This window comes from Bifidobacterium saimiriisciurei, assembly GCF_010667655.1.
GTDB classification, from domain to species: domain Bacteria; phylum Actinomycetota; class Actinomycetes; order Actinomycetales; family Bifidobacteriaceae; genus Galliscardovia; species Galliscardovia saimiriisciurei.
The window spans coordinates 24,428-38,868 of sequence record NZ_WHZU01000009.1 but is presented as its reverse complement, the minus strand read 5'-3'; the positions used below and the strand labels follow the sequence as shown (position 1 = coordinate 38,868).

Below are 14,441 nucleotides of genomic sequence, written 5' to 3'. Positions count from 1 at the left end.
AAAACCAGCAAAGGAGAACGTTATGTCGTCGAACGCACCCATCGGAGTGTTTGATTCCGGTCTTGGCGGCCTGTCGGTGGCCAGGCAGCTGCGCCACGACATGCCGAACGAATCGGTGCTGTATTTCGGCGACAGCGCACATGCCCCGTATGGGCTGCGTCCCCCGGAGGAGATTCGCGGATTCTGCTTCGACATCTGCGACCGGTTCGTCGAACAGGGGGTCAAGGCCATCGTGGTGGCGTGCAACACCGCCACGTCGGCGGCGGTCAACGATCTTCGCGAGCGCTACGACATCCCGATCATCGGCATGGAACCGGCGCTGAAGGTGGCGTGCGACCGCGGCCGCGGCGTGCGTCAGCACGTCATCGTGGCCGCCACGCCGCTGACGTTGAAGGAACGCAAGTTCGCGAAGCTGCTGCATCGGTTCGATTCCGAGCACGACATCCGCAAGCAGCCCTGCCCGCAGCTGGTCCGCATCGTCGAGTCGGGGCGTCTGGGCGACCATGATCTCGTGATGGACACGTTGCACGGGTATTTCGACCAGTATGACCTCGAATCCATCGACAGTGTGGTGCTCGGCTGTACGCATTTCGTGTTCTACCGCGACTACTTCCGCGAGCTGCTGCCCGACCATACCGCCATCATCGACGGCAACGAGGGCACCATCAACCATCTCGGCGTGATTCTCGAATCGTTGGGCAAGCTGGCCGACGAGAACCATGCGGGTTCGGTGAGCATCGCCAATTCCGACACTTCCGAACGGATTGTCGAGCTTTCGCACTCCCTGCTCGGCGAATAGCGAAAACGTCTTCCGACGTCGCCGGATGCGAGAATAATCCTCATATCAGGCGTATACCGGCCTCGTATGACGAACCATCGCGAGGCCCGAACCACGGAATCGCCACGAACGGAGGATGGACGTTATGAAGACCGGAATCATCGATGTCGGGGGCGGATTCCGCGCGATCTACGGCGCCGGTGTGGTCGACCGCCTGCTCGAGGACGACGTGCGCATCGACTATGCGATCGGTGTCTCGGCGGGCAGCGCCAATCTGACCTGCCTGCTGTCGAGGCAGAAGAACCGCACGTACCGGTTCTACACGGGATACGCGTTTCGCCGCGAATACGCGAGCACCTACAATTTCGTGCACGACCGCAATTTCGTGGATCTCGACTATGTGTACGGCACGCTGTCGAATCACGACGGCGAGGATCCGCTCGACTACGAGACCGTGAAGAACAGTCCGACGGAATACTATGTGGTGGCGGCCGAGGCGGAAACCGGTCTGCCGCACTACTTCCCCAAGTCGCGTATGCATCAGGACGACTACGACATCTGCAAGGCGTCGAGTGCGGTGCCGCTGGCCTGCGAGCCGTACGTCGTCGACGGCGTGCCGTATTTCGACGGCGGCATCGCCGACCCGGTGCCCGTGCAGAAGGCGTTCGACGACGGCTGCGACAAGGTGGTGGTCGTGCTGACCCGGCCGAAGGACGTGCTACGCGAGCAGAAGCACGATAAGCGTCCTGCGGCGATTCTGCGGCACTCGTACCCCGCAGCGGCGCAGCGGCTGCTGGAGCGATACAGGACGTACAACGACGAGGTGGCACTGGCCAAACGGTACGAGGCCGAAGGCCGGGTGCTGATCCTCGCGCCCACCGACCTGTACGGGCTGTCCACGCTGCACAAGTCCTACGAGGGACTGAACCTCATGTACCGGCGCGGCTATGCGGATGCCAGGGCCGTGGCCGATTTCCTCGCCGATTAGGCCGTTTTCGCGAGTGCGGCGCCGGCGGGAAGACATTCCGCGCCGACACCGCCGCCTCCCCGCCCATCGCCCCTGTAATCGTTTTGTTATCTTTTGGCGAACGTGTTGCCGGGATTTGCCGCAGCAATCCCCTATAGTTGAGTTTTGGATATTCACACGACAAAACATGGGAGTTTTGCTATGACCACCGTAGCCATCGTCGGTTGCACCCACGCGGGAACGTTCGCCGCGCAGTCCATTCTTCAGGCTCATCCGGATTGGGATGTGCACGTCTATGAACGCAACGACACGCTGTCGTTCCTCTCCTGCGGCATCGCCCTGTGGGTCGGCGACCATGTCTCCGACCCGAAGAAGATGTTCTACTCCTCCCCCGAGGCACTGGCCTCGCTGGGTGCGAAGATGCATATGGAGCATGACGTGCTCAGCGTGGACGTCAAGGGCGGCTCGCTCGTGGCCAAGGACCTCAAGACCGGCGAGGAGAGCACGCTTGCGTTCGACAAGCTCGTGGTGACGACCGGCTCCAAGCCGGTGACGCCGCCGATTCCCGGACTGGCCGAGGGTCTTGATGACGGCCGTGTGAAGCTGTGCAAGAACTGGGGCCACGGCCTGGCCATCAAGGAGATGGCGAAGAGCGCGAAGAAGGTGGCCGTGATCGGCGCCGGCTACATCGGCGCGGAGCTGGCCGAGCAGTTCAGCGAGATCGGCGTGGATTCCGTGCTCATCGACGGCCTCGACCGCGCGCTGGCGAAGAACTTCGACAAGCCGATCTCCGACGTGGTCGAGCAGGCGTTCACCGACCATGGCGTGACGCTGGCGCTGGACCAGATGGTCACCGAGTTCCGTCTCAACGATTCCGGCACCGTGACCGTGGTGACGACCGAGGGCGAGTACGAGGTGGATTGCGCGATCATGGGCGCGGGCTTCCTGCCACGTACCGACCTGTTCGCCGGCCAGCTCGACATGCTGAAGAACGGCGCCATCACCACCGACGAGTACATGCGCGCCACGATCAGCGGCGAGAGCGAGCCGTCGCAGAACGTGTTCGCAGCAGGAGACTCGGCCACCGTGTTCTACAACCCGACCGGCACATACGACTACATCCCGCTGGCCACGAACGCGGTGCGCCAGGCACTGCTCGTGGGAGCGAACATCGTGGAGCCGACGCAGAAGTACATGGGCACGCAGGCCACCAGCGCCGTGCAGCTGTACGACCTGTCGCTGGCCGCCACCGGTCTGACGCAGGGCGGCGCCGAGGCACGCGGCGTGAACGTGAGGTCCACGACGCTGACGCAGGACTTCCGTCCGGCGTTCATGCTCACCACCACTCCGGTGACGGCCACGCTCACCTGGGATCCGGAGACCCGCAAGATCAAGGGCGCGCAGTTCCTGTCGAAGCAGCCGGATGTGGCACAGGCGGCGAATGCGGTGTCCATCGCCATCCAGGCCGGCTTCACCATCGACCAGCTGGCGAACGTGGACCTGCTGTTCCAGCCGAACTTCAGCCAGCCCGTCAACTACCTCGCCGCCGTGGCCATGCAGGCCGTGGCGTCGTGAGACAGTCCGGTGGACTGTCGAGCAGCCACGGGCGAAACGGTTCCGCCAAGGAACCGCGAAGCCAGCAAGGCGCGGACACAGCCCGTCAACAATTGCAGGCCGTATCCGAAGCGTGATACCTGAGTAACAATGAGCCCCCTCTGACGAGGGGGCTCATTGCATTGTGGGCTTCGTTACGCCCAAGCACCGTCACGCCTCATGGCGCGCCAGCTCCTTATCAGAGAGCGGTCTTCTCATTCACCGGAGCCTCGTAGCGCTGCGTCTCCTCCAGCTCACCGCCGAACGCCTGCTCGAAGGACTGCGAGTCCACGGCGATGCGGTTGCCGTCGTTATGACCGGAGAACGCGTTCCTTTCGGCGATGTCCAATGCCTGCTTCAGGTCCTCGAGCAGGTCGAACACGTCTTCGATGCCGACGGAGAGACGGATGAGCTCGTCGCTGATGCCGAGCTTGAGACGCTCCTCGCGCGGCACCTCGAAGTGGGTCATGCGCGCGGGGAATTCGGCGAGGCTTTCCACCGCACCGAGGCTCACGGCCAGTCGGAACACATGCAGGTTGTTGAGCACGTCGGCCGGGTTCACGCCTTTCTTCACCTCGAAGGAGAGCACGCCGCCGAAGCCGTTGAGCTCGCGCACCGCCAGATGGTAGTCGGGCGAGTCGGCCAGTCCCGGATAGTGCACGTCGGCGACGACCGGGCTGTTCTTGAGGAAGCGGGCGATGGTCAGCGCGTTCTCCTGTTGGCGGTCCATACGCAGGGCGAGCGTCTGGATGCCGCGACGCACGGCGTCGCATTCGGCGGGGGCGAGCACGCCGCCGAGACGGTTGAGCGTGAAGTAGAGCCGCTCGGCGATGTCCTTCTCGCGGGCGACGGCGAGGCCGGCGTTCACGTCGGAGTGGCCGGCGAGGTACTTGGTGGCGGAATGCAGCACGATGTCGACGCCGACGTCGAGCGGCCGCTGCAGATACGGGGTGAGGAACGTGTTGTCGACGATGGCGATGGCGTTGTGCTCGTGGGCGATGTCGGCGAGCGCGGCGGTGTCGTTGACCTTGAGCAGCGGGTTGGTGAGGGTTTCGAAGTAGATGGCCTCGACGTGCTCGCCCTCGTCCTCGACGGCCTTGAAGACCTTTTCGACGAGTTTGAGGTCGGTGGTGTCGATGGGGTGGAAGATGAGGCCCCAGCGGTTGAAGTGTTCGTTGATGAGCGAGTAGGTGCCGCCGTAGATGTTGTCGCTGACGATGATGTGGTCGCCGGGCTTGAAGATGGCGAGCGCGGCGTGGATGGCGGCGAGTCCGGAGGCGAAGGCGAAGCCCTGACAGCCGTGTTCGAGCTGGGCGATCTGCCGTTCGAGGAATTCGCGCGTGGGGTTGCCGGAGCGGGCGTAGTCCCAGCGCGGGGTGTCCTCCACGGATTTGAACGTGTAGGTGGAGGAGTTGTAGATGGGCGGGTTCACCGCGCCAGTATTGTTGTCGTTCACCGGTACGCCGTGTACGAGCTGCGTCTTCAACCGTGCCATCGTCTGCCCCTTCTGCCGTTCGTGTTCGTGTACGTGTACGAAAAGTACGTTGTTTCCAGCTAACCGCGTGGAATGACCGCTTTCAAGCGCGACAGCATAGGTAAAATCTATATGGCGTGCGACCGGCGACGTCGTTGCAACGATTGATAGCCGGTTATAGATTTTGCTGACGGGTGTTCGTTCCGTCGGGTTGGGAGGAATGGCAACGATGGATGATCGACAGGCAACGGATCGAATCATGACGACGGACGATGCGTCGTCCGACCATATGATGGTTCGCCATGCGACGTTGGATGACCTTGATGCGATCGCCGCCGTGGAGGCGGCGTGCTTCCCGCCGGCCGAGGCCGCATCGCGCAAGGATTTCCGTCGTCGCCTGAAGACGTATCCGAATCATTTCTGGCTGATGTTCGCCGACGACGACAACGGCAACGATGGCTCGTTGATCAGCTTCGTCAACGGCATGACGACGGACGAACGCGACCTTGCCGACGAAATGTATGAGGATGCGTCGATACATGACGAGAACGGTGCCTGGCAGATGATCTTCGGCGTGAACACGATGCCGGAGTATCGCCGGCACGGGTACGCCTCCGCAGTACTGCGCCAAGTGATTGCCGATGCGCGCGAGCAGGGTCGCGCCGGCGTGGTGCTGACGTGCAAGACGGAGAAGATTCCGTTCTACGCACGGCTCGGCTTCGTGGATGAGGGTGTATCCGATTCCACGCATGGCGGCGTGGTCTGGCATCAGATGCGCATCACGTTCTGAAAGTCAGATTATAAAGGTCACGTTCCCGGCATCACTTTTGGAAATCGCTTTTCGAAGACAAGGAAGGAATCATCATGGAAATCACGAAGGCGCTGACGAAGCTGAACGGCAATCCCCGCCGGCCGGTGTTCGTGCTGCTGCACGGCTGGGGTTCGAACGAGTACGATCTGCCGGACCTGCTGCGCTTCTGCGCGCCGGACGCGGACTATGCGTCGCTGCGCGCGCCGATCGACTACGGCATGGGCTACACGTGGTTCGGCACCTGGGACCATGAGGGCGTACCGGTCGGCGCATCGCTGGACGAGCAGGCGCTTGAGGCTGCCGAGGCGGTGGACCGCTGGGTTAAGGCGAACATTCCCGCCGACCGCGACGTGGTGACGATGGGCTTCTCGCAGGGAGGGCTGCTGGCCGGGCATCTGCTGCGTGTGAACCCTGAACGCTACCGGGCGGCGGTGTGCTTCTCGGGCTGGCTGGCGCCGGGCGCCGTGGCCGGCGACGAGAAGCTGAAGGAGACCACTCCCCCGGTGTTCTATGGCCATGGAGCCGCCGACACCATCTTCCCGAAGGAGGAGGTGGCGGCGATGGCCGCGTTCTGGAAGGAGCATGGCACGCTGACCGAGAAGGTGTATCCGGGCATGGCGCACAGCATCAACATGCCCGAGATGCGTGACGTGGCCGCGTTCCTGCAGGGCATCGGCGCCGCAGGCCCGATGTTCTAAGGCTGCGGGACATCAGCCCCGGAGCCCTGCCCCTCAGCCCAGCGTCCTGCAGCTCTACAGTTCGCGGGAGCGCCGGGCCGCGGCGGAGACGGCCTTCATCACGGTGCCGCGGAAGCCGGCCTCCTCGAGCACGGCGTATCCGGCGATGGTGGTGCCGGCCGGCGAGGTGACCATGTCCTTGGCTGCGGCGGGCGTCATGTTCTTGTCGAGGATGAGCTTGGCCTCGCCCAGGCATGTCTGTGCGGCCAGACGGTAGGCGGTGGCACGCGGCAACCCCTCCTTGAGTCCGCCGTCGGCGAGCGCCTCGATGAACATGGCCACGAAGGCGGGGGCGCTGCCGGAAAGGCCGGTGACGGCGTCGAGCAGATGCTCGGGCACGAATTCGACGATGCCGAGCGATTCGAACAGCGTCTTGGCGAAGGCCTTCTCGTCGTCGGTGAAGTCGCTGTCGGAGTCGAGCGCGAACGCACCGGCGCCGACGAGGGCCGGGGTGTTGGGCATGAGCCGCATGACGCGCGGGGTGCCGTCGACGGTCTCGCGCACGCGGTCGGCGGTCACGCCGGCCATGATGGACAGCACGGCCTTGCCGTCGAACGAGCCGGCCTTGGCGGCCATGGCGGCGAACATCTGCGGCTTGACGGCAAGCAGCACCATGTCGCTGGCGGCGACCACGTCCTTCTCGCTGGCGGCCGTGTTGAGTCCCAGCTCCTTCGCGTACGCGTTCTTGTCGGCGTTGGGGTCGTAGATGGTCACGTCCCCCGGCGCGACGACGCCGTGTTCGATGGCGCCGCCGATGATCGCGCCGCCCATGTTGCCAAATCCGATTACGCCGATGTGCTTTCCTGCCATCCTATGGTCCTTTCCTTGTACATCGGGCGGATGCGACGGCGATACCCGACCGTGTCATCCGACGGCGGCATCCATACGATGCCCGCCTTCCGATGTTCGTCATCATCCGCCCTGACTAGAACGCAGTCTAGTTTTGCAATATATCGTGCATGCAACGCCGATGAAAACCGACGTTACCGACGTGACATCGCCACATACACGCCATCATCATGCATACGTCGTCATTCCGTACGCAATGCGGTGGCTGGGTCCTGCCTCGCCGCCTTCTTCGACGGGATGAGACCGCCGATGAGCGTCAATACGACGCTGAGCACCACGAGGATGACGCCGCCGCCCACGGGCAGTACGGCGTTGACGTCGTTGTTGCCGATGAGATGATGCAGCAGCTGGTTGCCGGGGATGAGCAGCAGCAGGGTGACGCCGATGCCGATGAGTCCGGCCAGCAGGCCGATGATGCCGGTCTCGGCGTTGAACACCTGGGAGATGTTGCGTTTCGAGGCGCCCATGGCGCGTAGGATGCCGATCTCCTTGGTGCGTTCGAGCACGGAAATGTACGTGATGATGCCGATCATGATGGACGACACGATGAGCGAGACGCTGACGAACGCCATCAGCACGTAGGAGATGACGTTGATGATCGTGGTCACGGAGTTCATCATCAGGCCGACGTAGTCGTTGTAGACGATCTTGTCGGCCTTCTTGACGCCGTCGTTGTAGTGGCTGATGGCATCGCCGACGGCGTTCTTGTCGTCGAAGCTGTCGGTGTAGATGCTGATGGCGGTGGGCGCATCGCGACCGACGACGCCGAACGCGGCGAGGTTGTCGTCGTAGTCGCCGCTGGAGACGTACTGGTCGTAGATCTTCACGAGCGCGGAGGTGGGCGCGGTGGCGATGTACGCGTCGAACTGGTCGGCGAGCTGCTGTTCGCTCATCGTGCCCATGGCGGCGGACGCACCGGCGGCACCGGACGCGCCGGCAGTCCCGTATGCGGACGCGCCATTCGCGGAAGTCGCCGACCCGGCGGAGGCTCCGCTCGCCGAATCGCCGAGCATGGACCGTGCCATGACCGCCTTGTCGCTGACGCCGAGGCCGGCGACGTAGGTCTTCGCGTCGGCGGCCTTCGCGTTATCGTCGGCGGGCGAGAACGCGAGGTCGTTGAGCACGTTCCTCTTCGGCGAGGCCTTCTGCGCCTTGACGATGGCGCTGTTGTTCGCGTAGTCGATGAGGTAGTTCGTCAGGTCGCGCGTGTAGCCGATGCCGGCGGCCAGCGGCGTGGTCTTGGAGTCGGCGTGGGGTCGCACGACGCCCACGATCTTCAGTTTCATGGCCTTGTCGGCGAGTTTGGCGACCTCGTCCGCGTCGTCGCCGACGTAACGGTACGTGCCGTCGGCGTTCTTCACGTACTGGTCGGCGGCGGGCACGAGACGCAGCGTCTGGTCGAGTGCCTTGTCGTAGTCGATCCGGCCGGTGTCGGTCTTGACGTCCTTGCCGTCGTTGATCTTCGTCATCATGTCGTTGTAGTCGCTGGCCGGCAGCAGGCCGAGCTCGTAGAGCGTGGTGAGCGAGACCTTGTTGTTCTGGTCGAGCACGAGCACCACCTGGTCCCTGGCCTTGGGCCAGGAGCCTTTGACGACCTCGTAGTTGTCGGTGATGACCTTGCTGATGCGCTGGTTGTTTTTGGCGCCGGGCATGATCTCGTTGAACGAGTCGGGGGCGGTGTTCTCGTCGGTCTTGCCGGTGATCATCGACATCTGCGTGCGCTGGATGTCGGCCATGTTCTGCGACGACTGCGCGCCCAGCGACGCCATCTTCGACGACATGGCGGTGTCGCTGGACTTGCCGACGGTCACGCCGTCGGCGTTGACGAGCGTGCCCTTGGGGTCGCGGTCGTAGACGGAGAATTTGACGTCGTACGTGTATTGGATGCCGTTGGCGCCCACGTACTTGTGGATCTCGCTGTTCGGATCGTCGAGGTATTTCTTGAATTTGCTGAGGTTGTTCTTGGTGATGGAGCTGGTGAGGCTCGTCACCTGTTTGATGCCGGAGTCGTCCGGATAGATGCCGTCGGTCTTCGCGGACGCGCTGCGGCCCTCCTCGGTGTCGGACATCTGCGATTTCATGATGCTCGACATGTCGAACGACTGCGACTGTATCTCTATCGGGTATGACGTCATCGTGTCGCGCTGGATGTTCGTGATGTACGTGTTCACGCCCGTCGAGATGGACAGGATCAGTGCGATGCCGATGATGCCGATGGAGCCGGCGAACGAGGTGAGGATGGTTCGCGCCTTCTTGGTGCCGAGGTTGTTGAAGCTCAGGGCGAGCGACGTGGCGAACGACATGGACGCACGGCCCATGGTCCTGTGCACGGCGGGCTTGACGGCGGCATCGGATTCGGGCTCGGGCTCGAACGGGTCGGAGTCGCTGCGGATGGTGCCGTCGCGCAGCTCCACGATGCGGGTGGCGTATTGTTCGGCGAGTTCGGGATTGTGGGTGACCATGACGACGAGGCGGTCGCGGGCCACGTCGCGCAGCAGGTCCATGATCTGCACGGACGTGTCGGAGTCGAGCGCGCCGGTGGGTTCGTCGGCCAGGACGATGCTGGGGTTGTTCACGAGGGCTCGGGCGATGGCCACGCGCTGCATCTGGCCGCCGGAAAGCTGGTTGGGGCGCTTGTCCACGTGGTCGCCGAGGCCGACCTGTTCGAGCGCCTTGCGGGCTCGTTCGCGACGTTCGGACTTGGGGATGCCGGATATGGTGAGCGCCAGCTCCACGTTGGACAGGATGCTCTGGTGCGGGATGAGGTTGTAGCTTTGGAAGACGAAGCCGATGGTGTGGTTGCGGTAGGAGTCCCAGTCGCGGTCCTTGTACCGTTTGGTGGAGATGCCGTTGATGACGAGATCGCCGCTGTCGTAGCGGTCGAGGCCGCCGATGATGTTGAGCAGCGTGGTCTTGCCCGAGCCGGAGGGGCCGAGGATGGCCACGAATTCGCTGTCGCGAAGGTTCAGGCTCACGTCGTCGAGCGCCTTTTGGATGAAATCGCCGGTCTTGTATTGTTTGGAGATCGATGTGATCTGCAGCATGCCCCGTCTCCCTTGGTTGTCGATACGTGAGAACCGTATCATACTTCGATGTGACGGGGAGACGGTTTCGTTTTCCGGATGAACGGGTCGGCGGTGATGCTTCTACTCGGCGTGGGCTGCGGCGCTCGTGCCGCGCGAGGCGAGCCAGGAGCGCACGCCCTTGACGATCAATGGCAGCACGGAGATGAACACAATGATGATGCAGGTGGCGTCGATGTTGTTGGCGATGAGCGAGACGCGGCCGAGCTGGTGGCCGGCGACCGGAACGATGATGCCCCAGGCGAGCGCGCCGACGAGGTTCGCGGAGATGAACCTGCGGTGGCTGTAATGGGTCAGGCCCACGGCGAACGGGACGAACGTGCGCAGGATGGGCACGAAGCGGGCGAGGATGATGGCCTTGTATCCGTAGTGGTCGAAGAACGCGCGGGCTCGGGCGAGACGTTCGGCGTTCCTGCCGGTCGTCCATGAGCGGAGCAGCCGGCTGTTGCCGCCGAATTTGCCGAGCTCGTAGCCCACCTGGTCGCCGACGAACGCGCAGATGCCGACGACGAGGCAGATGACCCACAATGGGGTGGCGGCGAGTGGCGAACCGGGAAGCGCCATGGCCGCGGAGACCATGCCGAGCAGGAAGACCAGCGAGTCGCCGGGCAGGAAGAATCCGATGAGCAGGCCGGATTCGGCGAAGACGATGAGTGCGGAGACGGCCAGGGCCCATGGTCCGGCCGCACCGATGATGAATTCGGGGCTGAGAAACTGTGGCATGACGATCCTTACGAAGAGATGAGGTCGGTCGCCGCGTGCCGCGGCGCCCGTTGTCCTCACCATGCCATCCGGTCTCTCAGAGAGCGCTAAGGGAATTACTCCGTCTGCAGCGGCAGGTGCATGTGCGATTCGACGTCGTTCCATTTGACCGGGTATCCGGCGCCGTGCGCGCAGAACACCGAGTCGGGCGTGTTCTCCAGGTCGGATTCGGGGTCGTAGGCGGCCTCTTCGATGACCTCTTCGGCGTTGTGGCAGGGATGGTAGCCGCCGAACGTGCAGACGATGTGCCCCTGGCCGTGCGTGTAGGCATTGACGTCCATGGCGTAGTCGCGCATTTCGGAGACGGGCGCAGCGCCTTCGAGCACGGCGTGATCGCCGTCGGTCTGCGGCTGGTCGAAGCTGCCGCTCATGCGCTGGATGTCGGCCATGGCACGGCCGAGCATGTCCTGCGGCACTTCGAGGCGGAACCGGTACCAGGGTTCGAGCAGCCGGCAATCGCCGCGTTCCCTGGCGCACATGAGGCCCTGACGGATGGCGCGGTAGGTGGCCTGGCGGAAGTCGCCGCCTTCGGTGTGCTTGAGGTGGGCGCGGGCTGTCACGAGCGTGAGCCGCATGTCGGTGATGGGCGAGCCGGTGAGCACGCCGAGGTGCTCCTTCTCCTGAAGGTGGGTGAGGATGAGTCGCTGCCAGTTGCGGTCGAGCACGTCCTCGCTGCATGTGGTGGCGTAGCTCAGTCCGCTGCCCTCGCCCGTCGGTTCGAGCAGGATGTGCGCCTCGGCGTAGTGGCGTAGCGGTTCGAAGTGGCCGACGCCCTCGATGGGCGCGGCGAGGGTCTCCTTGTAGAGGATGGTGCCGGGACCGAATTGCACGTCGAGGCCGAACCTGTCGTGCATCATCTGCTGGATGATCTCCAACTGGACGGCGCCCATGAGCTGCAGGCGGATCTCCTGGAGTCGCTCGTCCCATACGACGTGCAGCAGCGGGTCCTCGTCGTCGAGCTCGCGCAGGGCGAGCAACGCCTTGTGGATGTCGTAGCCGCCGGGCAGCACGGTGTAGGTGAGCACCGGCTCGAGCACCGGCTCGCCGGCATCGGCTTCGAAGCCGAGTCCCTCGCCGGGGAATGTACGGGTCAGACCGGTCGCGGCGCAGATGGTGCCGGCGGGGGCCGAATCGGCGAGCGTGAACTTCGCGCCGGAGTATATGCGCAGCTGGTCGGCCTTCTCGTGCCATGTCCCTTCCGAGGACATGCCGTCGCGTTCGTTCGTCAGCAGCGTTTTGACCGGCAGTTCGCCGCCGGTCACCTTCAGCCAGGTCAGTCGGTTGCCCTGCCTGTCGTGTGCGATGTTGAACACGCGTGCGCCGAATTCGGCTGGGTATTCGGGCCGGCGTGTGTACTTGGCCAGTCCGTCGAGCATATCGTCCACGCCGTCGAGCTTCAATGCCGAACCGAAGTAGCAGGGGAAGAGATGTCGTTCGGCGATCATAGCGCGAAGCCGGTCTGCGGAAATCACGCCGGCCTCGAGATACTCGTCCATGGCGGCCTCGTCGAGCATGGCCACGTCCTCGCGCTCCCCCGGCGCGGGCGCGCCGCCGAAGTCGATGCAGCCGTCGCCGAACCGACGCTGCAATTGGTCGAGCAGTGCGTCATGGTCGGCGCCCACGGCGTCCATCTTGTTGACGAACACGAACGTCGGCACATGGTAGCGCTCGAGCAGCCTCCACAGGGTCTCGGTGTATCCCTGCACGCCGTCGCTGCCGCCGACCACGAGTATCGCGTAGTCGAGCACGCGCAGGGTTCGTTCCATCTCGGCGGAGAAGTCCACGTGGCCGGGGGTATCGAGCAGACTGATGCGCACATCATGGTATTCGATGACGGCCTGCTTGGAGAAGATGGTGATGCCGCGTCGCTTCTCCATGTCGTCGGTGTCGAGGAACGCGTCGCCGTGGTCCACGCGTCCCAGCGAGCGGATGCCGCCGGAACGGTAGAGCATCGCTTCGGAAAGCGTGGTCTTGCCGGCGTCCACATGCGCCAGAATACCCACAACGACCTGTTTCATACACACCTCGCCCACATGTTCGTATTGCTCACAACAGCATATACGCCTCTCCGCCCGTAAGCCGCACCGAACAATACCGCCGGAGAGGACGAAAACGTGAGTTGTGAGGCTTTGTTTTCCGAATCGGCCGATAATGCCGTCAGCGGTCGTTCCCAAATCGGCGGAATTCCGCCATTTCAAGAAAGCGCTTCTACCGCGTTGACCACCGATTCCTGGGGCGAAGCCTCACAACTCGCATTTGCACTTGTCACAGCCCCAGAATCCTGGCGGCGGTGTCGTGGAGCACCTTGCGTTCCTCCGTCTCGTCGAGGTGCCAGTCCCGGATGTTCCGCACGCCCTGGGCGATGGGGCCCAGCGGGAACGAGGAGCCGAACAGCACCTGGTCGGGGATCATGCGTTCGGCGGCCTGCCTCAGCTCCGGGGCCGCGTTGCCGCGCGTGCCCTCGAAGTCGGCGAGCAGGTAGAGGTTGGTGTTCATGAAGGCGATGGGCACCATTTCGGCCACCCATGGCCAGCCGGCATGCGAGGCGATGAACGTGAGGTTCGGGAATTCGCGCACCACGTGATGGATCTGCCGCGGGATGGTGTTGTCGATGAGGTCGCTGGCGAAGGCGCTGACCGTCGCCATGACGGGCAGGCCAAGCTGCTGCAATCGTTCGTAGATGGGTAGGATACGCTCGTCGTCGAAGCGCACGTCGTTGCCGCCCAGCGGTTCGATGGAGACGCCCTTGGCGCCTCGCTCCACGACATCCCGCTCGATGACGTCCAGCGCCTCGTCGGGCTTCGCCACGTCGAGGAACGGAAAGACGAGGAACCGGTCCGGGTCGTTGGCCGCGTAGTCGAACAGTTCGGCGTTGGTCGTGTCGTAGACCTTGCGGCCGGGAAGCACGGCCTTGACGATGTTCGCCTCATCGAGTTCGCGCCTCAGGGATTCGTAGCTGCGATCGGTCGCGGCGGCGGTGATGTCGTAGCCGAATCCGGAGAAGAAACGGCGGACCATCGCGTCGGAGAATCCACTGTCGTAATGCCTGCTGAACGGTCGCAGACGGAAATCGATAATGGGTTGCGCTTCGGTCATGACTCTCCCCTTCCATGAGTCCTGTATGGTCGGGGAAGATTCTAGACGCCGCATCGGCGACGACGCCGCATGCGGCCCGATTGCCGATATACGTATTACTGATGGCCCGTTAGCGGAGGCCGCCATATTGCGACTCCGACGCATGCGGACGTCGACGGGTCACTGCCATTCCGAGGCTGGTCGTCGGATGTTCCGCCGACTGTCGGATGGTTTGTTTTCGCCGAAACGCGAGGGAGGGGGGGGGGGGGGGGGGGGGGGGGGGGGGGGGGGGGGGGGGGGGGGGGGGGGGGG

General features: G+C 63.8%; 10 protein-coding genes and 1 pseudogene. 5 read left to right on the top strand and 6 right to left on the bottom strand.

The genetic code is table 11. From position 1 onward, the window contains the following. Positions 1-22: 22 nt before the first annotated feature. The 3 genes from murI to GFD18_RS06555 all read left to right on the top strand — a co-directional run bounded on the left by murI (position 23) and on the right by GFD18_RS06555 (position 3,320). Positions 23-799 carry a glutamate racemase gene (murI, locus tag GFD18_RS06565; protein WP_163199551.1) on the top strand — a complete coding sequence of 259 codons (777 nt, stop codon included), beginning with the start codon at positions 23-25 and terminating at the stop codon, positions 797-799. 124 nt (positions 800-923) lie between these two features. Continuing rightward, positions 924-1,766, top strand: coding sequence for a patatin-like phospholipase family protein (locus GFD18_RS06560; RefSeq protein WP_225432946.1), 843 nt, complete (start codon positions 924-926; stop codon positions 1,764-1,766). Between the two features lie 180 nt (positions 1,767-1,946). Next, complete coding sequence (locus tag GFD18_RS06555) at positions 1,947-3,320, top strand: FAD-dependent oxidoreductase (RefSeq protein WP_100509841.1); 1,374 nt, start codon at positions 1,947-1,949, stop codon at positions 3,318-3,320. A gap of 325 nt (positions 3,321-3,645) precedes the next feature. On the opposite strand, the pseudogene GFD18_RS06550 reads toward GFD18_RS06555, so the two are convergent. Continuing rightward, positions 3,646-4,833: pseudogene (locus GFD18_RS06550) on the bottom strand (trans-sulfuration enzyme family protein); the annotation flags it as partial. 238 nt (positions 4,834-5,071) lie between these two features. Between GFD18_RS06550 and GFD18_RS06545 the strand changes: the two are divergent. Then, on the top strand, positions 5,072-5,602 hold the full coding sequence (locus GFD18_RS06545; protein ID WP_225432945.1) for a GNAT family N-acetyltransferase: 531 nt from the start codon (positions 5,072-5,074) through the stop codon (positions 5,600-5,602). 74 nt (positions 5,603-5,676) lie between these two features. Continuing rightward, entirely contained in the window at positions 5,677-6,321 is a 645-nt protein-coding gene (locus GFD18_RS06540; RefSeq protein WP_163199547.1) for an alpha/beta hydrolase, read from the top strand. A 54-nt stretch (positions 6,322-6,375) separates the two neighbouring features. On the opposite strand, the gene proC is transcribed toward GFD18_RS06540, so the two are convergent. The 5 genes from proC to GFD18_RS06515 form a co-directional block, all read right to left on the bottom strand. Then, positions 6,376-7,170: a pyrroline-5-carboxylate reductase gene (gene proC / locus GFD18_RS06535; protein ID WP_100509844.1), complete on the bottom strand. Its 795-nt coding sequence runs from the start codon at positions 7,168-7,170 to the stop codon at positions 6,376-6,378. Between the two features lie 221 nt (positions 7,171-7,391). Continuing rightward, complete coding sequence (locus tag GFD18_RS06530; RefSeq protein ID WP_163199544.1) at positions 7,392-10,253, bottom strand: ABC transporter ATP-binding protein/permease; 2,862 nt, start codon at positions 10,251-10,253, stop codon at positions 7,392-7,394. A 102-nt stretch (positions 10,254-10,355) separates the two neighbouring features. Then, positions 10,356-11,015, bottom strand: coding sequence for a DedA family protein (locus GFD18_RS06525; protein ID WP_163199542.1), 660 nt, complete (start codon positions 11,013-11,015; stop codon positions 10,356-10,358). A 95-nt stretch (positions 11,016-11,110) separates the two neighbouring features. Continuing rightward, positions 11,111-13,072, bottom strand: a complete 1,962-nt coding sequence (locus GFD18_RS06520; protein WP_163199540.1) for a GTP-binding protein — start codon at positions 13,070-13,072, stop codon at positions 11,111-11,113. A 247-nt stretch (positions 13,073-13,319) separates the two neighbouring features. Continuing rightward, positions 13,320-14,150 carry an amidohydrolase family protein gene (locus tag GFD18_RS06515; protein ID WP_163199538.1) on the bottom strand — a complete coding sequence of 277 codons (831 nt, stop codon included), beginning with the start codon at positions 14,148-14,150 and terminating at the stop codon, positions 13,320-13,322. Positions 14,151-14,441: the final 291 nt, after the last annotated feature.

Excerpts from the sequence above, each read along its gene's own strand:
- GFD18_RS06555 (WP_100509841.1), top strand. The coding sequence starts at position 1,947 with ATGACCACCGTAGCCATCGTCGGTTGCACCCACGCGGGAACGTTCGCC.
- GFD18_RS06540 (WP_163199547.1), top strand. The coding sequence starts at position 5,677 with ATGGAAATCACGAAGGCGCTGACGAAGCTGAACGGCAATCCCCGCCGG.
- GFD18_RS06530 (WP_163199544.1), bottom strand. The coding sequence starts at position 10,253 with ATGCTGCAGATCACATCGATCTCCAAACAATACAAGACCGGCGATTTC.
- proC (WP_100509844.1), bottom strand. The coding sequence starts at position 7,170 with ATGGCAGGAAAGCACATCGGCGTAATCGGATTTGGCAACATGGGCGGC.
- GFD18_RS06525 (WP_163199542.1), bottom strand. The coding sequence starts at position 11,015 with ATGCCACAGTTTCTCAGCCCCGAATTCATCATCGGTGCGGCCGGACCA.
- GFD18_RS06545 (WP_225432945.1), top strand. The coding sequence starts at position 5,072 with ATGACGACGGACGATGCGTCGTCCGACCATATGATGGTTCGCCATGCG.
- GFD18_RS06520 (WP_163199540.1), bottom strand. The coding sequence starts at position 13,072 with ATGAAACAGGTCGTTGTGGGTATTCTGGCGCATGTGGACGCCGGCAAG.
- GFD18_RS06560 (WP_225432946.1), top strand. The coding sequence starts at position 924 with ATGAAGACCGGAATCATCGATGTCGGGGGCGGATTCCGCGCGATCTAC.
- GFD18_RS06515 (WP_163199538.1), bottom strand. The coding sequence starts at position 14,150 with ATGACCGAAGCGCAACCCATTATCGATTTCCGTCTGCGACCGTTCAGC.
- murI (WP_163199551.1), top strand. The coding sequence starts at position 23 with ATGTCGTCGAACGCACCCATCGGAGTGTTTGATTCCGGTCTTGGCGGC.